The sequence below is a fragment of the Winkia neuii subsp. neuii DSM 8576 genome, assembly GCF_000420405.1.
GTDB lineage: Bacteria > Actinomycetota > Actinomycetes > Actinomycetales > Actinomycetaceae > Winkia > Winkia neuii.
This window is the reverse complement of the sequence record NZ_ATUW01000014.1, coordinates 1-17911: the sequence shown is the minus strand read 5'-3', so window position 1 is coordinate 17911 and position 17911 is coordinate 1. Positions and strand designations below refer to the sequence as shown.

Genomic DNA, 17911 nt, shown 5'->3' with positions numbered 1-17911 from the left:
TAAGGAGTTATTATGCCAGATCCGTCCTTGGAATTGGAACGTCTGATAGATGCGTTGAGGGTGCACTTTACCGCTGCTCGCGACAACGATCCGGACTCAGACCAGGTTTACGAAGCCGAGTCTGCTTTGGAAGATGCTTTTTTCCGCTACGACAATGCTCTGTTTACCGCCTATGAGGCCGAGTTACCTTTCGACATCGTCGACGATTCTGACGAGGACGACGATCTCGACGAGGATGACGAGCAAGATGAAGAGGAGTCAGATATCGAAGATTCTGACGACTATTACGACGATGACGAGGACGAATACGAAGAGTTCTCTATAGAAGACTAGTAGCATCTGCCAGAGCCCGCTCGATCTGGCTTGGCAGAGTTAGTGAGTCCGCCCGTAGGTCTACTTGTAGCTGCGCCGGTGTGCGCGCCCCTATTATCGCAGTAGCTACCTGCGGGCGGTCTCGTACCCACGCCAAGGCTACTTCTGAAGCAGAACGCTCTAACCCGTTTGCAGCCGTGAGCACTGCATCGACTTTGCGGGCTGAGGTTTCGTTTAGGTAAGGGGCTACGTATCCGCTCAGATGTGTGCTGGCAGCTCTGGAATCTGGAGGAGTAGAGGATGAATATTTTCCTGTTAGCACACCCCGCCCCAACGGCGCCCAAGCTAGCAGGGACGTGCCTATAAAATCCAGCGCTTGCGTTGCCTGTTCGACCTCGCGATTTAGTAGTGAGTACTCGTTTTCTAGCGCCACTAATGGAATGGGGCTAGAGGCTTGTAAGTAGGTGAGTTGCCAGGCATCTAGGTTGCACCAGCCTACGTAGCAGGTTTTGCCCTGGAATACCGCGTGGGCGAGGGCATCCAAGGTTTCTTGGGTGGGAACCTGCCGGTCCCAGGATTGCACTAAAAGCAAGTCGACGTGGTCTGTGTGCAGTGACTTCAAGGAGGCATCGAGCGAGGTAAGGATCGCCCTCCTGGAAGCGTCTACGTGTCCAGCATTTACCCCCACCTTGGTTGCTAAGACAACTTCATCGCGATCTTTTGTAAGTAGTGGAGCTAGGGTTTGTTCGGCCAACCCCTGCCCGTAGTTAGGAGCAGTATCTATGAAGGTGCCGCCGGCCTCACGAAATAAGTCGTAGCAGGCGCCTGCGTCCGTGGTATCGGTGTCGCGCCCCCATGTCAGGGTACCCAACCCTAGTGTTGAAACCCTTAATCCAGAATTCCCTACAAACCGGTAGTCCATGTAAATAAGCTTACGTTAGGCCGATACGATTGAGCCATGACCAAAAATCCTAATTCAACAAGTGTTGCCGGGCTGCTGCTGGATATGGACGGTACCATTGTCAACTCCGAGCCTTATTGGATTGCCTCAGAACGGGAGGTGGTGCAGGCCCATGGTCGGGTGTGGAGTGAGCGCGATGGAAAGCAGCTAGTTGGCAAGGCAATCGTTAGAGCCTCCCAAATAATGATCGACCAGACCGGCATGGAAGCCACGGCCGAGGAGGTTAGTGCTCAGATTATTGCAACTATGCAGAGCCATTACCGGCAAAATGGGGTGCCTTGGATTGATGGGGTTGTTCCGGTGCTAAAAGAATTTGCTAATGCCCAGATCCCAGTTTGTATCGTTTCTTCTAGCCCGAATTGTCTAGTGTCTACGGTTGCTGAAAATGCCCCCGCAGGATGTATCTCGGCTACGGTTGCTGGCGATGAAGTAGACAATCCCAAACCGTCTCCAGATCCCTATTTGCGCGCAGCAGAAAAACTTGGTGTCGACATAAGGAAGTGTCTGGTGGTTGAGGATTCGAATTCTGGCTTGCAGGCTGGCATTGCTTCCGGAGCAGCAGTAGTGGCTGTACAGGGCGTAGCCCCGGTGGAGGATTACCCCACGGTTTACCATCTTCATTCCCTGGCCGAGCTCACCGTCGGCAAGGCCGTAGAGCTAGTTGAACGCACTCAATAATTCCTTTGTGCGCTCGCCCGGTTGGGGTGGTTGCTCCCCGCCGAATGCGGGGCAGTATTGAGTGAAAGCGCACCACTTGCACAGTGGAGACTTGCGAGGTGTAAAAGATTCGGTTTGCGCAGCTTGAGAAATACTTTCCCAAATATGTAAAACTCGCTCTTGCATCTGCCGCACTTGAGATTCGGTTGGGTCTACCGTAAGCACGCGACCGTCTTTTAGGAAAATTAGTTGTAGCCGGGCAGGTATTTCTCCGCGATCCGCACGCCACATCATGGCGTAAAAAAGCATTTGGAAGATTTTGTCATCTTGAAATCTTGGCGACGGCGATTTGCCGGTTTTGTAGTCCACTATGCGCACTTTTCCCCTGGGGGAAACATCGATTCGGTCGATGAAGCCGCACACGCTCAACCCTCCTACCTTGGTGCGGACAAACTGTTCCATGGCAGCTGGGGCGAGCATTTGTGGATTTTCAATGTGGAAGTAACTTTTCACCAATTCCCGGGCTGCTTTAAGCATTTTCTGTTCGTCTTCCGCGGTAGGCAGTACCTCGGGAACGTAGTCGGCCTGGGAAAGTGTCTTCCAAGCCTTCGGCAGAAGGTCTAAAGCGTCCTGCGGTCTTCTCTTACTAGGCGCATTCTTGTATAGATGTTCTAGAACCGAATGCACGAGCGTTCCACGCAAAGCTGCCTCTGAGGGCGGGTCAGGGAGCTTATCTATTACGCGGTAGCGGAACTTGAGCGGGCAGGAAAGGAAGTCTGCAGCTCGAGAAGGTGAGAGGGCAAAAGACGTCATGCTCTTAAAACTATCGCAGGGCACTGACATCTGAGACTGCTCTTGATGCAGAAAAGTAAGATTAGGTGTTCCTAATATCGAAAGCTACTGCTCGCGTCGTTACCATAGGAGGATGGAAGCAATGAGTGGCCGGGCAAGGCATGTTGGTGAGTTCAAAGTCGGAGAACTAGTCCAATTAACCGACCCGAAAGGAAGATTGCATACTATTCAGCTGACCGAGAAGGGCTTTTTTAACTCTTCTCGTGGCTCGTTCGCCCACTCGGAACTAATCGGCAAGCCTGAAGGGTACGTGGTAACGGCTCGGGAGGGAACCGAATTCTTAGCGCTTCGCCCTCTGTTGAAAGATTACGTGCTCTCGATGCCAAGGGGAGCGACCATTATCTACCCCAAAGACTGTGGCCAGATAATTCAGTACGCCGATATTTTTCCGGGTGCTAGGGTGCTAGAGGCCGGAGTCGGCTCTGGGGGACTTTCGATGTCCCTCCTCAGCGCAATAGGCGAAGGCGGGGAACTCATATCTATTGAGCGACGTGAGGATTTTGCAACAATCGCTAAAGCTAACGTCGACATGTGGCTCGGCCAGCGGCATCCGGCTTGGCAAGTGGAGGTAGGTGACTTCCAAGAGGTTGTGCCTGCACTTGGGCACCATCAGTGGGACCGCGTGGTACTGGACATGCTTGCTCCCTGGGAATGTCTTTTCCCGGCCTACGAAGCGCTAGTAAGTGGCGGCGTTCTTTGTATATACGTAGCCACAGTGACTCAGCTTTCCCGCACTGTCGAGGAAATGAAAAAGCAGGGAAGGTGGGTGGCGATCCACTCGTGGGAGGCGTCAGAGCGCGAATGGCACGTTGAGGGGTTGGCTGTGCGCCCCGAACACTCTATGGTAGGCCACACTGGATTTTTAATTACTGCTCGCACTCTTGCTGAGGGGGTTTCCGCCCCTCGAAAGGGATTGCGTCCTGCACCCTCGGCAAAAGGCCATTCTGGACAGTGGGACAAAGTACAAAACTGGGAACCTCAAGAACTCGGGGAGCGGACTATTGCGGCGAAAAAGGTGCGGAAGGTTACGCGCGATCTGAAGCGGCGTGTCGACCTCGCCGGAGTGGAGGAAACTGATGAGTGAAGAGGCACTGAAGAAAGAGTTGGTCTCTCTAGGCGAAAAGAACGAACGGCTGTCGAAGGCATTGCACGCGGCTCGGGGGCAGCTGGCGATGATGCGTTCTCAGCTGGAGCAAATTGCGGTTCCACCCAGTCAAATTGGGACTGTCGTTGAGGTGTTCGACGATGAGCTTGAAGTCACGATTGGCAATAAGAAAATGCGCGTGCAGACCGCCCCGCACGTGAATGTTAGTGACATCTCTGTGGGTAGTAGGGTTAGGCTTTCTGACGATTTTATTGTCAGCGGCGTTTTGGAGCCGTTGCGCGTAGGTGAGATTGCTGGTGTTCGGCAAACACTCGGTTCAGACAGAGTGGTGGCTACAACTTCCGGGGGAGTAGAGCGCATTTTGACTTTGGCTGGGCCACTGCGACATGGCAGAATTAGCTCAGGGGATTCTTTGGCTTACGAGCCGAGTTCTAACGTCGCTTTTGAGAAAGTCGTTCGCGAGGACGTGGAACAGTTACTCACGCCTTCTACCCCCGAAGTGACTTACGCCGACATAGGGGGACTCGCGAAGCAAATTGAGCGCGTACGCGATGCCGTAGAGCTGCCATTTAAGCACCCCAAGTTGTATGCCTCTTTTGGGCTTTCTGCGCCGCGGGGAATATTGCTTTATGGTCCTCCCGGCTGTGGCAAAACTCTGATTGCAAAGGCGGTCGCAAATTCTTTAGGCTCTTCTGCCTACCCTGCCTACTTTTTGTCAGTCAAGGGGCCGGAGCTATTGAATAAATTTGTGGGTGAAACGGAGCGCCAGATTAGGGCTTTATTTGCTCGAGGGCGTGCGCTTGCAGCCTCCGGGCGGGTAGTTGTGATTTTCTTTGACGAAATGGAGGCCCTGTTTAGAACTCGCGGTTCCGGTATTTCCTCCGATGTCGAAACAATGATTGTACCGCAATTTCTTGCCGAAATGGATGGTATGGAATCGCTAGAAAACGTGATAATTATTGGGGCTTCTAATCGCGAAGATATGATTGATCCAGCCGTTTTGCGACCCGGCCGGCTGGATGTGCACATCCGGATTGATAGGCCTTCAGTTTCCGGCGCGAGCGAGATTTTGCGCATTCACATGCCGGATAATCTGCCGAGTGAGGCCCCGATTGGTGAGTTGCGCGATCTGGCCCGGAAGTGGCTTTTTGAGAAGTCTAAACGCACTCAGATCTTCAGCGTACAGCTGCGCGACGGAACAATTCGCCCAATTTACCTTGCAGATACGCTAACTGGGGCAACTATAGCCAGTGCGGTTGAGGCCATAAAACGGGCGGCAGTGAAAGATGCCCTGGCAGGCGAGGGCGGGGGTATCGTCGCTGCCCACATCCGCTCTGCAGTAGACGAGCAGGTTACAGGTGCCCGCGAGCTAGGAGGGGCGAACGTAGCTGAAGAATGGACAGGTATGCCCTCTTCGAAAGTTATTAGAATAATCCCATGGGAGGACGAGGATGAGGCTAATAGGGACTGAGACCGAGTATGGAGTAACTGATCCTGACGATGTCTCTGCCGGTGCGATTGCTCTTTCCGCGTTGGCAGTTTCTGCCTATGGCAACACTATGAAGGTGGCTCCCGGATGGGATTACGCTGGCGAGGATCCTTTGAATGACATGCGTGGGCACAGATTAGATCGAGCTAGTGCACACCCTTCCCAGCTTACTGACGATCCTGCCCATCCTGCTCCTAGCGGAGACATTGAATACCTGGCACGCCCCACTCGCCAAGAGGCGCTACTCCCGTCCTCGCCCGCGGTGGTTATAGAAAATGGCGGCAGGCTTTACGTGGATCACGCCCACCCCGAATACTCTTCTCCTGAGGCTTCTTCTGCACTTGGTGCTGTTTTGTACGATCGGGCGGCAGAAGCTGTCGCGGCCAGGGCTATTCAATCGGCTCAAGACCACGGCAGGTCTTTGGCGCTTTACAAGAACAACGTCGATGGTAAGGGCGCATCCTACGGTGCGCACGAGAATTATTCGCTTTCTCGGCAGGTGCCTTTTGAGGACGTAATCGAAGTCTTGCTCCCTCACCTTGTGACACGCCAAATTCTCTGTGGGGCTGGTCGGGTCGGGCGGGGCCAACGCTCGTCGAGCGCCGGTTTCCAGATCTCGCAAAGGGCTGACTACATAGAAAATGATGTGGGGTTAGAGACTACTTTTAACCGCCCACTCATCAACACTCGCGACGAACCGCATGCTAATGCCGACAGATGGCGTAGGCTCCATGTAATAGTCGGGGATGCGAACATGTTCGACTATTCGATCTACCTTAAGGTGGGCACAGTCGATCTTTTGCTCACCTATTTGGAAAGTGGTGGGGGCGGGCTTGAACTCGACGCCATTGGCATTGTTGGCGATCCGGTTCCGTACGTGTCTGCAGTTTCGCACAATCTCAGCTTAGACATGCGCATACCGGTGCGATCGGGGGCAGAACTGAACCCCGTAGAGCACCAGCTGACCATAGCGGAGCTCGTAGGCGATAGTTTGAGTAAACGGGGTCTCCTGGTAGACGAGCGCAAGCGGGTGCACGAGGTGTGGACCGAAACCCTAGAAGATTTGCGCAGGGAACGAAAACTAGCCGCGCGTAGGATTGAATGGGTCGCTAAATACAATCTTTTGGAGGCTATGCGATCGCGCAGAGGTGTTGGTTGGGACGATCCTGTTCTTGCTGCGATGGATCTGCAGTGGTCGGATTTGCGCCCAGGAATGTCACTTGCCCACAAGCTAGGAAGCCGGGTAGATCGGATTTTCAGCCCTGCGCAGGTTCAGCAGGCTAGTATGGCTGCTCCCGCCGACACTAGGGCGGCCTTACGCGGAGCTGCTGTAAAGTTCCTGCCGCAGCTGCAAAAAGCCTCCTGGACGACATTGGTTTTAGATCCAGGTGGGAAAAATCTTGTTAGGCTGCGGCTGCCAGAACCAGAAGAACCTGTTGCCGAGGACGTGCAACGGGCGGCAGAGGCAGGCGATTTGGATTTATTTATAAGGCAGATGATAGGAGAGCACTAAGATGCAAGAACAAGTAAATGGGGGCCCCGGCGAGGAAAATATCGAAGGCGAGGGCGGGCAGATCCAATCGAATATAAAGTCAGAACAAGCGGGGCTCGACGATTTATTAGATGAAATCGATTCGGTGTTAGCTACAGACGCCCAGTCGTTTGTGCAGGGATTTGTGCAAAAGGGCGGACAGTGACTCGCAGAGTAATCGGGATCGAAACCGAATATGGCATTACGTGCGCCTCTACCGAGGCTGGTGCGCCACCTCTGGACGCCGAGCAAGCGGCACGGGAATTGTTTTCCCCATTGCTGGAATCGAATCGTTCGACAAACTTGTTTTTGGAAAATGGGGGCAGGCTATATCTCGATGTAGGTGCTCATCCGGAATATGCCACTGCCGAATGTGATGGGCTTACTGATTTGGTTAGCCAAGATCAGGCTGGGGCAAAAATTCTCTCTGATCTAGCGCTTTCTGCGAATGAACGGCTTGCTGAAAGGGGGGTTCCCGGGCGTATCCACCTGTTTAAGAACAATCTCGATTTTGAGGGCAATTCTTGCGGCTGCCACGAGAATTATTTGTTGCGCAGGCGGGCCGATTTCCGCTCTGTTGCTGACTCCTTAGTGGCGTTTTTTGTAACTAGACAGATACTTACCGGCGCAGGCTGGGTGCGGGGCGAGGGCGGATATGCTTTTTCACAGCGTTCAGATATCATGTGGGACGCCGTTTCCTCGGCATCTACGCGGTCTCGACCTATTATCAATACTCGGGACGAACCACTTGCCGATTCGGAACTATATAGGCGAATGCACGTAATAGTCGGTGATTCCAATGTCTCTCCAGCTTCTACCTGGTTGAAAGTTGGGATGACGCATTTAGTACTGAACGCAAGTGAACAGGGAATAAGGTTTACCGGCTTAGAAATTGCCGATCCGATGCGTACGATCCGCCTGATAAATCATGATCTTACGGCAAAGACGCGTTTTGAAATGCGAAACGGAAAGACTGCTTGTGCCCTAGATGTACAGCAAGCTTTCCTTGACGCAGTCGAGCGAGCTGACCACTCCGATACCCCGGAGGCCGATTCGCTGATGCGCCAGTGGGATAAGATCCTAACCTGCCTGCGGAAAAACGATCTGGAACCTTTGCGTACTGAAGTGGATTGGGTTGCGAAGCTCGCGCTACTCGAACGGGCTAAAAGCCGTCATAATGTGTCGTTTACCTCCCCGCTTATAGCGCGTTTAGACCTGGCTTATCACGATGTAACCCAGGGCGGACTTGCTGAAAGTATGTTGAGTAGGGGGCTGCTCAAACAGGTAGTCACTCCGGAACAGGTCGATCGCGCCCGCCTTGAGCCACCAAAGACTACTCGTGCGCGTCTACGCGGCGCCGCGATAGCAGCAGCCAAAAAATATAGGCGAGACCTCTCGGCAGACTGGTCTCATTTGCGTTTAGACGACGGTTCTCACGGCACAATCGTTCTGGGGGATCCCCTTAAATCTGAAGATGGCAGGGTAGAGAAACTGATTAGTGACATAGAAGGGTAGGACGTGGGCGCTCACTCATCTACGGCTCAGGGCCGACGCAAGGCACAACTTTCCTGGCAGAAGCGATTGGTTCGCATGTGGCCGGCGTTTGCGGTTGCGGCGGTATGCGCCCTCGCTATTGCCTTGGTGATGTTCGTATTGCCCGGAGGGGATGCTTCCCCGAAGAGTCTGCGGGTGGCGGGTCGCCTTGGTGCCGCTCCAGTGGCCGAATTTCCAATCCCCTATCCCCAGGGTAGGCAGCGGGTAAGAACCACGATTCGCGGTAGTGGCCAGGTAGTAAAGACGGGCATGCCTGTGCTGCTCAACTTGACTGTATTTTCTGGTGAAACCGGCGAAATATTGTCGCCAGGATCCCGCCCTCAGCTAATCCAGGCAACCGCTACCAACGACGATCTCACCCGCGAGATGGCCCCTTTAGTAATAGGTCACACTGAAGGATCTCGCGTAGTAGTGTCGCGGCCTGCGACGCGCGACGGCAAAGAAACGATGGAAATAGCAGTCATTGACATTTTGCCCACTGCAGTTATTGGGGAGCGGCTGGAACCTGCGGACGCGCCTGCGAAGATAAAAATTGAAAATGGGCTTCCGCAACTTGTCTCGCACTCAGATAAGGCGCCCCTCAGCCCCTACCTAGGAGTGTTGGTGAAGGGCGATGGCAAACAAATCTCGGCTACCGACAAGGTGGTAGTTCAGTACGGAGTGTGGAATTGGTCTGACTCAAAGGAAGTGGCATTTACGTGGCCAAAAGGGCCGCAGCTAGTGGATATTGCTAAGACTTTTCCTGGTGTGCGCGAACTAGTTGCCGATCAAACGCTCGGATCGCGCCTTCTTCTGGTTATTCCAGCTGAACAAGCTACGGGTACTGACACTTTGATTGTTGTCGTCGATCTGTTGGCTCAGCCAGACGAGGGTAAGGCAAAGCAAAAAGATGCCAACAAGTAAGACAGGTTGGACATGCTTTCGGCTACCAACTTAGATTGCAAATATCTGTTCATGAGTTCGAACATTTCGGTGACGGAGCTAATGGGAGAAAGAAATGAAGTGCGGGCAGTGGCCAAGTAAAGAAGAGTTCCTCGAGCTGGCCCAACAGTGGCGGGTAGTCCCAGTGGTTCGCAAGATCGTCGCCGACGAGCTAACCGCAATCGGCTTGTACCGCAGGTTGGGAGGTGGCCGTGCCGGTACATTCCTGCTGGAGTCTGCAGAGTTTGACGGGGCCTGGAACCGGTGGTCGTTCATAGGAGTGAGTTCTAGGGCCATTTTGACTGCCACAGATGGGCAGGCTTCATGGACGGGGGAGGTGCCAGAGGGCATTCCCACAACTGGACCTTTGCTAGCAATATTGCGAAAGGCGCTGCAGGTGCTGCGCAACAAGAAGATTCCCGGTCTACCTCCTCTTACGGGTGCGTTCGTCGGCTCGCTTGGGTGGAACATCCTCAGTGAGTGGGAGCCGTCGTTAAAGCCCACTAAGCCCTCGGAGTTTCCCGTGCCGGACGCAGCTTTAGCGCTAGTGGGCGAGGTGTGCGCGGTAGACCACTACGACGGTTCAATCTGGTTGATTTCGAATGCGATTAACTTCAACGGCAAGCCTTCGGGTGCAGAAGCTGCATATCAACGCTCTCTTGAAGCAATTGAGCAAATGCAGCAAAAGATTTTGTCTCCTCTTGTCCCACAGGTATTTGCCGTGGGTAGGGAAGAGGGCGACATTCACCAGCGCGTGGGCCAAGAAGCATTTGAACAGATGGTGCGCGACGCCAAGGAGCACATAAAAGCGGGCAATATTTTCCAAGTTGTGCTATCGCAGCGCATTGACATGAATACAGAGGTCGATCCTTTGCTCGTCTATCGGGTGCTGCGACAAATCAATCCCTCCCCGTATATGTATCTACTCAACATGCCGGGGCCGGAAGGAAATTTTGCGGTCGTGGGCTCGTCTCCTGAAACTCTAATGCGTCTTGAGGGGGACACCCTTACTACCTTCCCGATTGCCGGGTCGCGGCCTAGGGGGGCAACGCCCGCCGAAGATGCCCGTCTTGAAGCATCGCTGCTTGCTGACGCGAAAGAACGCGCAGAGCATACCATGCTCGTCGATCTTTCGCGCAACGACCTGTCTAAGGTTTGTGATCCCTCCACGCTCAGCGTCGACGACTTCATGTCTATTAAGAAGTTCTCCCATATCATGCATATTTGTTCTACAGTAAGTGCTACCTTGGCGCCGCGAATGGGCGCTCTCGACGCGCTTACCGCGACGTTCCCTGCAGGCACACTTTCCGGCGCCCCAAAGCCTCGTGCGTTAGAGATAATTGCCGATTTCGAACCTGCCCAAAGAAATGTGTTTGGTGGGGTGGTTGGACGTCTGGATCTAGATGGAGACGCAGATCTGGCTATAGCTATTAGGACCGCAGTGATGTGCAACGGGGTGGCTTCAGTGCAGTCAGGAGCCGGCATCGTGGCTGATTCTGACCCTCACACCGAATATGTCGAAACTAGGAATAAGGCCGCAGCTCTCTTGCAGGCAGTGCGGTTGTCGCAGGGGGCGCAGTTCTTGGGCAACGGTAAGAATCATGCCTAGAGCCGGGTACCATTGTCGTAGACGGAAGGACTCCAACTGTGAACGTACTCGATGACCTGGTGGCAGCCGCTGTAGCTGATGCAAAGGAGCGCGAGGCGCATGTCGACCTCGACGAACTGAAACGGCGTTGCCTAAATCAACCTGAGGCTCGCGACGGTGTGGCGGCCTTGCGGGGCGATGGTGCGGTGTCTGTCATTTCTGAAGTGAAGCGTGCTTCGCCCTCAAAGGGGAAGATTGCATCAATTCCAGACCCGGGGGCTTTGGCTAGTCAGTACGAGGCCGGCGGGGCTTCGGTAATATCGTGTCTAACGCAGCGTTACAAATTCCACGGCTCTCTGGAGGATTTCGCAGCTGTACGAGCAGCGGTAGATATTCCGGTGTTACGCAAAGATTTCATTGTTACGCCCTACCAGATCCACGAGGCGCGTGCCTACGGGGCGGATCTAGTGCTTTTGATTGTTGCTGCGCTCGAACAAAACGCTCTCGTGTCGTTGGTAGAGCGCGTCCATTCGCTGGGAATGACTGCGTTGGTGGAGGCTCACTCCAGGCTTGAAGCTTTGCGGGCTTTAGATGCCGGCGCCAAGGTCGTTGGGGTCAATGCTCGCGACTTGACCACGCTGGACGTAAACATGGATAATTTCGCCCAAATTGTCGACATCATTCCTGAGCAGGTTGTGGCCGTTGCCGAATCGGGGGTGGCTAGTCCGTCTGATGTTCGTGACTATGCCGCCGAGGGCGCAGATGCAGTTTTGATTGGCGAAGCTCTGGTAAGGAACCGGGATCCCCGGGCGGCGGTTGCTGAAATGGTTGCGGCAGGATCGCACCCGGCACTCGCTAAGTCAAGAAATAGAAGAGTGGGAAAGGATTTCTAGTATGGCGAAGCTCTTGCAAGGCCCGTTTGTAGATGGCCCTTATTTCGGCGATTTTGGGGGGCAGTATGTTGCTGAACCGCTGATGGGGCTACTTGAAGAAGTCCAAACTGCTTGGTACAAGTTTCGCGAAGACCCACGCTTTGTCGCCGAACTTACAGACTTAGCGAAGAACTACACGGGACGTCCGTCTCTCCTTAGCGAGGCCCCTCGTTTCGCGAAAGAGTGTGGGAACGTGCGCGTCTTTTTGAAGCGTGAAGATCTAAATCATACTGGGGCGCACAAGATTAATAACGTATTGGGGCAGGCGCTCCTAGCTAAGCGTATGGGCAAGACCCGCATTATTGCCGAGACTGGGGCGGGACAGCATGGGGTAGCAACTGCCACCGCTGCGGCTTTGATGGGATTGGATTGCACCATTTATATGGGCGCTGAAGATACTCGGAGGCAGGCGCTGAATGTAGCCCGTATGGAGTTACTCGGAGCGCAGGTAGTTTCTGTGACGGCTGGTTCATGTACCCTAAAGGATGCGATTAACGAAGCTTTCCGTGACTGGGTGACCAATGTAGATTCCACGCTCTACCTTTTCGGTACAGCTGCAGGACCTCATCCATTCCCCACAATCGTGCGCGATTTGCAGCGCATAATTGGTGACGAGGCACGTGAGCAAATCTTGGATAAGACCGGCAGTTTGCCCGAGGCAGTTTGTGCGTGTTTAGGGGGCGGTTCCAACGCTATCGGAATGTTTACCGCCTTTATTGACGACGAGGACGTTGAGCTGATCGGGTGCGAAGCTGGCGGAGAGGGTGTTTCTTCTGGGCGTCATGCCGCTTCGATCAATGGGGGATCTATCGGGGTGTTCCAGGGCTCGCGGGCAGATCTGCTTCAGGATGAAGACGGTCAGGTCATAGAGTCCCATTCGATCTCGGCGGGCCTCGATTATCCGGGAATAGGCCCGGAACATGCCTACTTGGCGCACAAGGGACGCGAAACTTGCTATGCCATTACAGATAAGGAAGCTATGGATGCTTTCTCGCTGCTGTGCCGCACCGAGGGGATTATCCCGGCTATCGAATCTGCACATGCCTTGGCGGGAGCCATTAGATGGGGTAGGCAAAAAGCAGAGCAGGGGTTTGATCGTCCTCCAACAATAATTGTGAATTTATCTGGCAGGGGAGACAAGGACGTACAAACTGCGATCGACTGGTTTAATCTTGGGAATCCGATTGAGTCCGACGGTTCTGGCACGGCAGTGAAGGTGGCTAAGTAATGAGGAAGGCATCTGAGGCAATTAGGCAGGCTAACGAACGCGGGGATGCAGCTATCGTCGGATACCTTACAACTGGATATCCCGATCTGGAAACTTCAATTGAGGCTGGTAGGGTGCTGGCACGTGCGGGTTTTGACGTAATCGAGTTGGGGCAACCGTATTCGGACCCGTCTATGGACGGGCCTACCATCCAGAGGGCTGCTGGCGCGGCGCTGGCCGGTGGTATCAAGACGGCCGATACATTTAAGGCGTCCAAAGCCCTTGCCGAGCAGGGGGTTGCGGTTATGGTTATGACCTATTACAACTTAGTGTTCCACATGGGGCTCGATACCTATGCCAAGAAACTTGCAGATGCGGGCGGGTGTGGCATGATCCTTCCTGATTTGCCGCCTGAGGAGGCTGCAGATTGGCAAAAAGCTGCAGCTGCCCACGGGCTGGAAACCACTTTCTTGGCTTCTCCATCTTCGCCGCAGCATCGACTAAAGAAGGTCGTGGCGAGCTCTACCGGGTGGGTTTATGCGGCTTCGACCATGGGCGTGACCGGGGCACGGGCAGATATTGATGCTTCTGCTCGGGATTTAGTTGAACGGTGTAGACAGTCTGGTGCAGAACTGGTCAATGTAGGCTTCGGAGTCTCTAATGGGGAACAGGCTCGTCGCATCGGTATGTACGCAAATGGCGTCATTGTTGGGTCTGCACTTATCAAGACCTTGATGGATAAGCCTGCTAACGTTGGACTGGCCGATTTGAAGGCTTTAGCCGAAGATCTGGTTGACGGAGTCAGAGGGGTGCGCGCTTGAGGAACGCTATCCCTTCCCCGTCTCAGGGAGTATGGCATTTAGGGCCAATTCCCGTGCGGGCTTATGCCTTGGCGATTCTGGCAGGCATCGTCGTAGCTTTCATTATTGGTAAGCGACGCTATAAGGATCGCGGAGGCGATCCAGACCTGGTACTAGATACAGGCCTCTGGGCCGTTATCTTCGGCATCTTGGGGGCGCGCCTGTATCACGTGATTACTGATTGGCAGCTCTATTTTTCTGAAGGTGCCAGGCCTATCGATGCATTAAAGATCTGGAATGGCGGACTTGGGATTTGGGGTGGTGTCGCCGGGGGAGCTATTGCTGGTGCAGTTTACCTGCGCCATCGAAAGGCGGCGGTGGCCCCGTTTGCAGACTCAATAGCTCCGGGAATTCTAGTGGCGCAGGCTATAGGCAGGTTGGGTAACTACTTTAACCAGGAGTTGTTTGGCAGGCCTACCAATCTGCCCTGGGGCCTGCAGATCGATGCCGCTCATGTTTCCCCTGAGTATGCTCCTGGCACCTTGTTTCATCCCACTTTTCTGTATGAACTTATATGGAATCTAGCTGCTGCGGGCATGCTTATTTTTCTTGACCGCAAGAAGAAGTTCTGCGGGGGGCAGGTTTTTGCGCTCTATATTGTCTTTTATGCCGTAGGCCGGATTTGGGTCGAGATGCTAAGGATAGACCGGGCGCATATTATTTTTGGGTTGCGTTTAAACGTTTGGACTACCGCAGCGATAGCGATGGCTGGTGTCGTTGCGTATATAATTTTGGGGCGTAAAGCGACTTCAACTACGGTGATCTCTGCAGTTGGTGCCGCTCCTCAAAATGCTGGCGCTAATGCGCAGGCGAATCATCAGACCGGTTCTACCGAAATAGAGGAGGAGAGGGATACGGTAAAGGCTGATCCGTTGCCAAATCAGACGAACCGGCCATAAAACCGATAACCTTAGAACATGCGAAGAGCGAAAATTGTTTGCACACTTGGCCCAGCCACTGATTCTCCGGAGGAAGTCCAAGCACTGGTAGACGCCGGCATGGATGTTGCGCGTATCAACCGGTCGCACGGCACTGCCGAAGAGCACGAAAAAGTTATTTCAAGCGTTCGCGCTGCTGCTAAATCGTCTGGTCGGGCGGTAGCTGTCCTAGTAGATCTGCAAGGCCCTAAGATTCGTTTGGGCACCTTTAAGAATGGGAAAGAGCTCCTTCACAAGGGCGATATCTTTACGATCACCACTCGCGATGTCGAGGGCGACGCCAAGGAAGTGGGAACTACTTTCAAAGGGCTGCCCGGCGATTGCCGTCCGGGAGACGTGCTCCTGATTGACGACGGAAACGTTTCCGTTCGCGTTACTGATGTGACCGACACGGATGTTGTCACTTCTGTCGAAGTCCCTGGGCATGTTTCTGACCATAAGGGATTGAACCTTCCTGGCGTTGCTGTTTCGGTTCCTGCACTTTCCCAGAAGGACCGAGAGGATTTGCGTTGGGGCCTGCGTATTGGTGCAGATTTGATCGCGCTTTCGTTTGTTCGTAGTGCAGATGACATCAAAGATGTTCATCAAATTATGGATGAAGAGGGCGTGCATGTTCCGGTTATCGCAAAAATCGAAAAGCCGCAGGCTGTCGACAACCTAATCGAGATTGTCAATGCTTTTGATGGAATTATGGTTGCCCGTGGCGACTTGGGGGTCGAGATGCCGCTGGAATCTGTGCCACTGGTGCAGAAGCGGGCAATTGAGTTGGCACGCCGAAACGCAAAGCCGGTTATTGTAGCAACCCAGGTGTTCGACTCTATGATTCATAATCCGCGTCCTACTCGTGCTGAGGCATCTGATTGCGCGAATGCGATTTTGGATGGCGCGGACGCTGTCATGCTTTCTGGAGAGACCTCTATTGGGGCTTACCCGATCGAGGCCGTGCGCACAATGGCGCGCATTATCGAGAATGTTGAGGAACACGGGGGCGAACGTATTGCTCCCCTAGGCTCCTATCCACACACGCGCGGGGGGGTAATTACCAAGGCTGCTGCGGATATAGGCGAATTGATGGATGTGAAGTTCATGGTCACGTTCACCCAGTCGGGTGATACTGCACGACGCCTATCCAGATTGCGCAGCCCTATTCCGATGCTTGCTTTTACGCCTCTCGAATCTACCCGGGCTCAGCTTGCCGTATCTTGGGGTTTGCAGACGTATAGGACTCCTGAGGTCCGTCACACCGATGACATGGTCCACCAGGTGGATCAGCTTCTGAAAGAATCGCATCTGGCCTCCCCCGGAGACGACATTGTGATTGTTGCGGGCATGCCGCCGGGAACTCCTGGATCCACGAATTCTATCCGCGTCCATACGATTTCCCAGGATTAGCGGATAGATAGTCAGAGGGCCAGCCAAAAGGTTGGCCCTCTCTTTTATTGAGTGGAGTCGGCGACGGCTTGATTGCTAGGTAACCTGCTTTGCCGCACCTTTGAAAGTTGGGTAAATATTCGATTTTCCTGTTACATGTCTGATGGATAGACTGCTATGAGTTCTTAGACGACAAAAGAATGGCCTAGTCATTAGCGTAGCTGCGGCGCGGTACCCCTATTATGAGATAGCTCCCAACCGAGGTTGTGGTCAGTGTCATTTATAAGGTCGATCCCAGATGAATTAGTCTTAGAACATTAAAGCGGTCTTTTAGGGCTAAGGTACTAGAGGAAGGGTGAACCTCATGCGCGAGCTAAAGCGTTTCGATCTATTAGCCGGAGTAGCGCTGTTAGTGATTTCTGCCATTTGGGGTTCAACATTTTTCATTATTAAAGATTTAGTTCAGACAATGCCGCCCCTTGATTTTTTAGGGATCAGGTTTCTACTTGCTGGAATTCTTGTTGCGCTCTTTAGCGCTCGCAGGCTACGCAAAATGAACATGGATGTTTGGCGACGCGGAATCGTTCTGGGCCTTATGTATTCGTTAGCCCAGGTTTTTCAGACAATTGGGTTGCAATATACTCATGCTTCGGTGTCTGGATTCATCTCGAGCCTATATGTGGTTTTAACGCCCTTGGTAGTATTTTGCTTGTTTAGGACTAAAATCCCAGCAGTAACCTGGTTTGCTATATCGCTCGCTGGAGTGGGGTTAGGGATACTTTCGCTGCGGGGGGTGTCCGCGGGCGCCGGCGAGGCATTAACTCTTGTGGGCTCCTTGTTTTACGCCCTCCACATTGCGCTTTTGGGACACTGGGCACCTAAGGGGAACCAACTTGAACTGACGGAGATACAGTTTATTACTCTTGGGATAGTTTGCACCTTGGTAGCCCTGCCGGGCGGGATAACCCTTCCTGCAGGTACTACTCAGTGGATGCAAATGCTTTACATGGTGTTTTTTGCAGGTCTTTTTGCGTTGGGGGTACAGACCATGGCGCAGGCTCGACTGAGTGCTACCACGACGGCTTTGATTCTTACGAGCGAACCATTTTTTGCCGCAGCTTTTGCCATTGGATTTGGTGGCGAGAGCCTCACTTCCCGTTTGCTAATTGGAGGAGTCTTGGTAATCACTGCGGTTATTTCGAGCGAAGTACGTCTGCCCGTAAGTAAACGACTCAAAACTATAGAGTGAAAATGGGCGCGAATCGCTTGGATTCGCGCCCAAATAATGCACTTATATTTACAGTGTAGCTATTGCGTGGGAAGACTTGTGTTCTTTGCCTTCGCAGCAAGGCTTCCTTGTGGGTTCAGGCTTGTTGGGTTCGGGGGTAGTTGTAGGCAGCGTTACCGTTGGGTGCTGGCTGTTGTTGTGTTCTTTGCCTTCGCAGCAAGGCTTCCTTGTGGGTTCAGGCTTGTTCGGTTCGGGGGTAGGTGTAGGCAGCGTTACCGTTGGGTGCTGGCTGTTGTTGTGTTCTTTACCTTCGCAGCAAGGCTTCCTTGTGGGTTGTGGGTGGGATGTCTGAGGGCGGTGGGTTGGCATTGCGTGGGTGGGAGCCGCAGTGTGTTTGCGTCCCTC

17 protein-coding genes and 1 pseudogene are annotated in these 17911 nt (G+C 53.5%); 15 read left to right on the top strand and 3 right to left on the bottom strand.

The features are described 5' to 3' along the window. Positions 1-12: 12 nt before the first annotated feature. Positions 13-333: a hypothetical protein gene (locus G437_RS0109695; RefSeq protein WP_024332358.1), complete on the top strand. Its 321-nt coding sequence runs from the start codon at positions 13-15 to the stop codon at positions 331-333. Here the strand turns inward: G437_RS0109695 and G437_RS0109690 are convergent. Further along, positions 320-1234: an aldo/keto reductase gene (locus tag G437_RS0109690; protein ID WP_024332357.1), complete on the bottom strand. Its 915-nt coding sequence runs from the start codon at positions 1232-1234 to the stop codon at positions 320-322. The two genes, G437_RS0109695 and G437_RS0109690, sit on opposite strands and share 14 nt — an antisense overlap. Positions 1235-1270: 36 nt before the next feature. Between G437_RS0109690 and G437_RS0109685 the strand changes: the two genes are divergently transcribed. Further along, entirely contained in the window at positions 1271-1951 is a 681-nt protein-coding gene (locus tag G437_RS0109685) for an HAD family hydrolase (RefSeq protein WP_024332356.1), read from the top strand. Here G437_RS0109685 and G437_RS0109680 read toward each other — a convergent pair. Next, positions 1931-2743, bottom strand: coding sequence for a RecB family exonuclease (locus G437_RS0109680; protein ID WP_024332355.1), 813 nt, complete (start codon positions 2741-2743; stop codon positions 1931-1933). The two genes, G437_RS0109685 and G437_RS0109680, sit on opposite strands and share 21 nt — an antisense overlap. 112 nt (positions 2744-2855) lie before the next feature. On the opposite strand from G437_RS0109680, the gene G437_RS0109675 reads away from it, so the two are divergent. From G437_RS0109675 to G437_RS0109615, 13 genes are all read left to right on the top strand, one after another. Then, positions 2856-3866, top strand: a complete 1011-nt coding sequence (locus G437_RS0109675; protein WP_244263225.1) for a tRNA (adenine-N1)-methyltransferase — start codon at positions 2856-2858, stop codon at positions 3864-3866. Further along, positions 3859-5358 (top strand): proteasome ATPase, encoded by a 1500-nt coding sequence (arc, locus tag G437_RS0109670; protein ID WP_024332353.1) that lies wholly within the window; start codon positions 3859-3861, stop codon positions 5356-5358. The genes G437_RS0109675 and arc overlap by 8 nt, the downstream gene beginning before the upstream one ends. Then, entirely contained in the window at positions 5339-6889 is a 1551-nt protein-coding gene (gene dop / locus G437_RS0109665; RefSeq protein WP_024332352.1) for a depupylase/deamidase Dop, read from the top strand. The genes arc and dop overlap by 20 nt, the downstream gene beginning before the upstream one ends. Before the next feature lies 1 nt (position 6890). After that, on the top strand, positions 6891-7073 hold the full coding sequence (locus G437_RS0109660) for a ubiquitin-like protein Pup (RefSeq protein WP_024332351.1): 183 nt from the start codon (positions 6891-6893) through the stop codon (positions 7071-7073). After that, complete coding sequence (pafA, locus tag G437_RS0109655; RefSeq protein WP_024332350.1) at positions 7070-8422, top strand: Pup--protein ligase; 1353 nt, start codon at positions 7070-7072, stop codon at positions 8420-8422. The genes G437_RS0109660 and pafA overlap by 4 nt, the downstream gene beginning before the upstream one ends. A 3-nt stretch (positions 8423-8425) precedes the next feature. Continuing rightward, positions 8426-9364, top strand: a complete 939-nt coding sequence (locus tag G437_RS0109650) for an FKBP-type peptidyl-prolyl cis-trans isomerase (RefSeq protein WP_060798010.1) — start codon at positions 8426-8428, stop codon at positions 9362-9364. A 94-nt stretch (positions 9365-9458) separates the two neighbouring features. Beyond that, on the top strand, positions 9459-10991 hold the full coding sequence (locus G437_RS0109645) for a chorismate-binding protein (RefSeq protein WP_024332348.1): 1533 nt from the start codon (positions 9459-9461) through the stop codon (positions 10989-10991). A 38-nt stretch (positions 10992-11029) separates the two neighbouring features. Continuing rightward, a complete protein-coding gene (trpC, locus tag G437_RS0109640) occupies positions 11030-11863 on the top strand; it encodes an indole-3-glycerol phosphate synthase TrpC (RefSeq protein ID WP_024332347.1) in 834 nt (277 codons plus the stop codon). A gap of 1 nt (position 11864) precedes the next feature. Then, the gene (gene trpB / locus G437_RS0109635) at positions 11865-13130 is read left to right on the top strand and encodes a tryptophan synthase subunit beta (protein WP_024332346.1); all 1266 of its coding nucleotides are present in this window, start codon (positions 11865-11867) and stop codon (positions 13128-13130) included. Then, positions 13130-13930, top strand: a complete 801-nt coding sequence (trpA, locus tag G437_RS0109630; protein ID WP_024332345.1) for a tryptophan synthase subunit alpha — start codon at positions 13130-13132, stop codon at positions 13928-13930. The genes trpB and trpA overlap by 1 nt, the downstream gene beginning before the upstream one ends. Continuing rightward, positions 13927-14868 (top strand): prolipoprotein diacylglyceryl transferase, encoded by a 942-nt coding sequence (gene lgt, locus G437_RS0109625; RefSeq protein WP_024332344.1) that lies wholly within the window; start codon positions 13927-13929, stop codon positions 14866-14868. The genes trpA and lgt overlap by 4 nt, the downstream gene beginning before the upstream one ends. Positions 14869-14886: 18 nt before the next feature. Then, entirely contained in the window at positions 14887-16299 is a 1413-nt protein-coding gene (gene pyk / locus G437_RS0109620) for a pyruvate kinase (RefSeq protein ID WP_024332343.1), read from the top strand. Between the two features lie 343 nt (positions 16300-16642). After that, positions 16643-17527, top strand: coding sequence for a DMT family transporter (locus G437_RS0109615; protein ID WP_024332342.1), 885 nt, complete (start codon positions 16643-16645; stop codon positions 17525-17527). 48 nt (positions 17528-17575) lie between these two features. Here the strand turns inward: G437_RS0109615 and G437_RS11520 are convergent. Beyond that, positions 17576-17911 (bottom strand): annotated as a pseudogene (locus G437_RS11520) (hypothetical protein); the annotation flags it as partial.

What these genes read in the sequence shown, in the direction of transcription:
- G437_RS0109695 (WP_024332358.1), top strand. Translation starts at nt 13, where the DNA reads ATGCCAGATCCGTCCTTGGAATTGGAACGTCTGATAGATGCGTTGAGG.
- G437_RS0109690 (WP_024332357.1), bottom strand. Translation starts at nt 1,234, where the DNA reads ATGGACTACCGGTTTGTAGGGAATTCTGGATTAAGGGTTTCAACACTA.
- G437_RS0109685 (WP_024332356.1), top strand. Translation starts at nt 1,271, where the DNA reads ATGACCAAAAATCCTAATTCAACAAGTGTTGCCGGGCTGCTGCTGGAT.
- G437_RS0109680 (WP_024332355.1), bottom strand. Translation starts at nt 2,743, where the DNA reads ATGACGTCTTTTGCCCTCTCACCTTCTCGAGCTGCAGACTTCCTTTCC.
- G437_RS0109675 (WP_244263225.1), top strand. Translation starts at nt 2,856, where the DNA reads ATGGAAGCAATGAGTGGCCGGGCAAGGCATGTTGGTGAGTTCAAAGTC.
- arc (WP_024332353.1), top strand. Translation starts at nt 3,859, where the DNA reads ATGAGTGAAGAGGCACTGAAGAAAGAGTTGGTCTCTCTAGGCGAAAAG.
- dop (WP_024332352.1), top strand. Translation starts at nt 5,339, where the DNA reads ATGAGGCTAATAGGGACTGAGACCGAGTATGGAGTAACTGATCCTGAC.
- G437_RS0109660 (WP_024332351.1), top strand. Translation starts at nt 6,891, where the DNA reads ATGCAAGAACAAGTAAATGGGGGCCCCGGCGAGGAAAATATCGAAGGC.
- G437_RS0109645 (WP_024332348.1), top strand. Translation starts at nt 9,459, where the DNA reads ATGAAGTGCGGGCAGTGGCCAAGTAAAGAAGAGTTCCTCGAGCTGGCC.
- trpB (WP_024332346.1), top strand. Translation starts at nt 11,865, where the DNA reads ATGGCGAAGCTCTTGCAAGGCCCGTTTGTAGATGGCCCTTATTTCGGC.
- trpA (WP_024332345.1), top strand. Translation starts at nt 13,130, where the DNA reads ATGAGGAAGGCATCTGAGGCAATTAGGCAGGCTAACGAACGCGGGGAT.
- pyk (WP_024332343.1), top strand. Translation starts at nt 14,887, where the DNA reads ATGCGAAGAGCGAAAATTGTTTGCACACTTGGCCCAGCCACTGATTCT.
- G437_RS0109615 (WP_024332342.1), top strand. Translation starts at nt 16,643, where the DNA reads ATGCGCGAGCTAAAGCGTTTCGATCTATTAGCCGGAGTAGCGCTGTTA.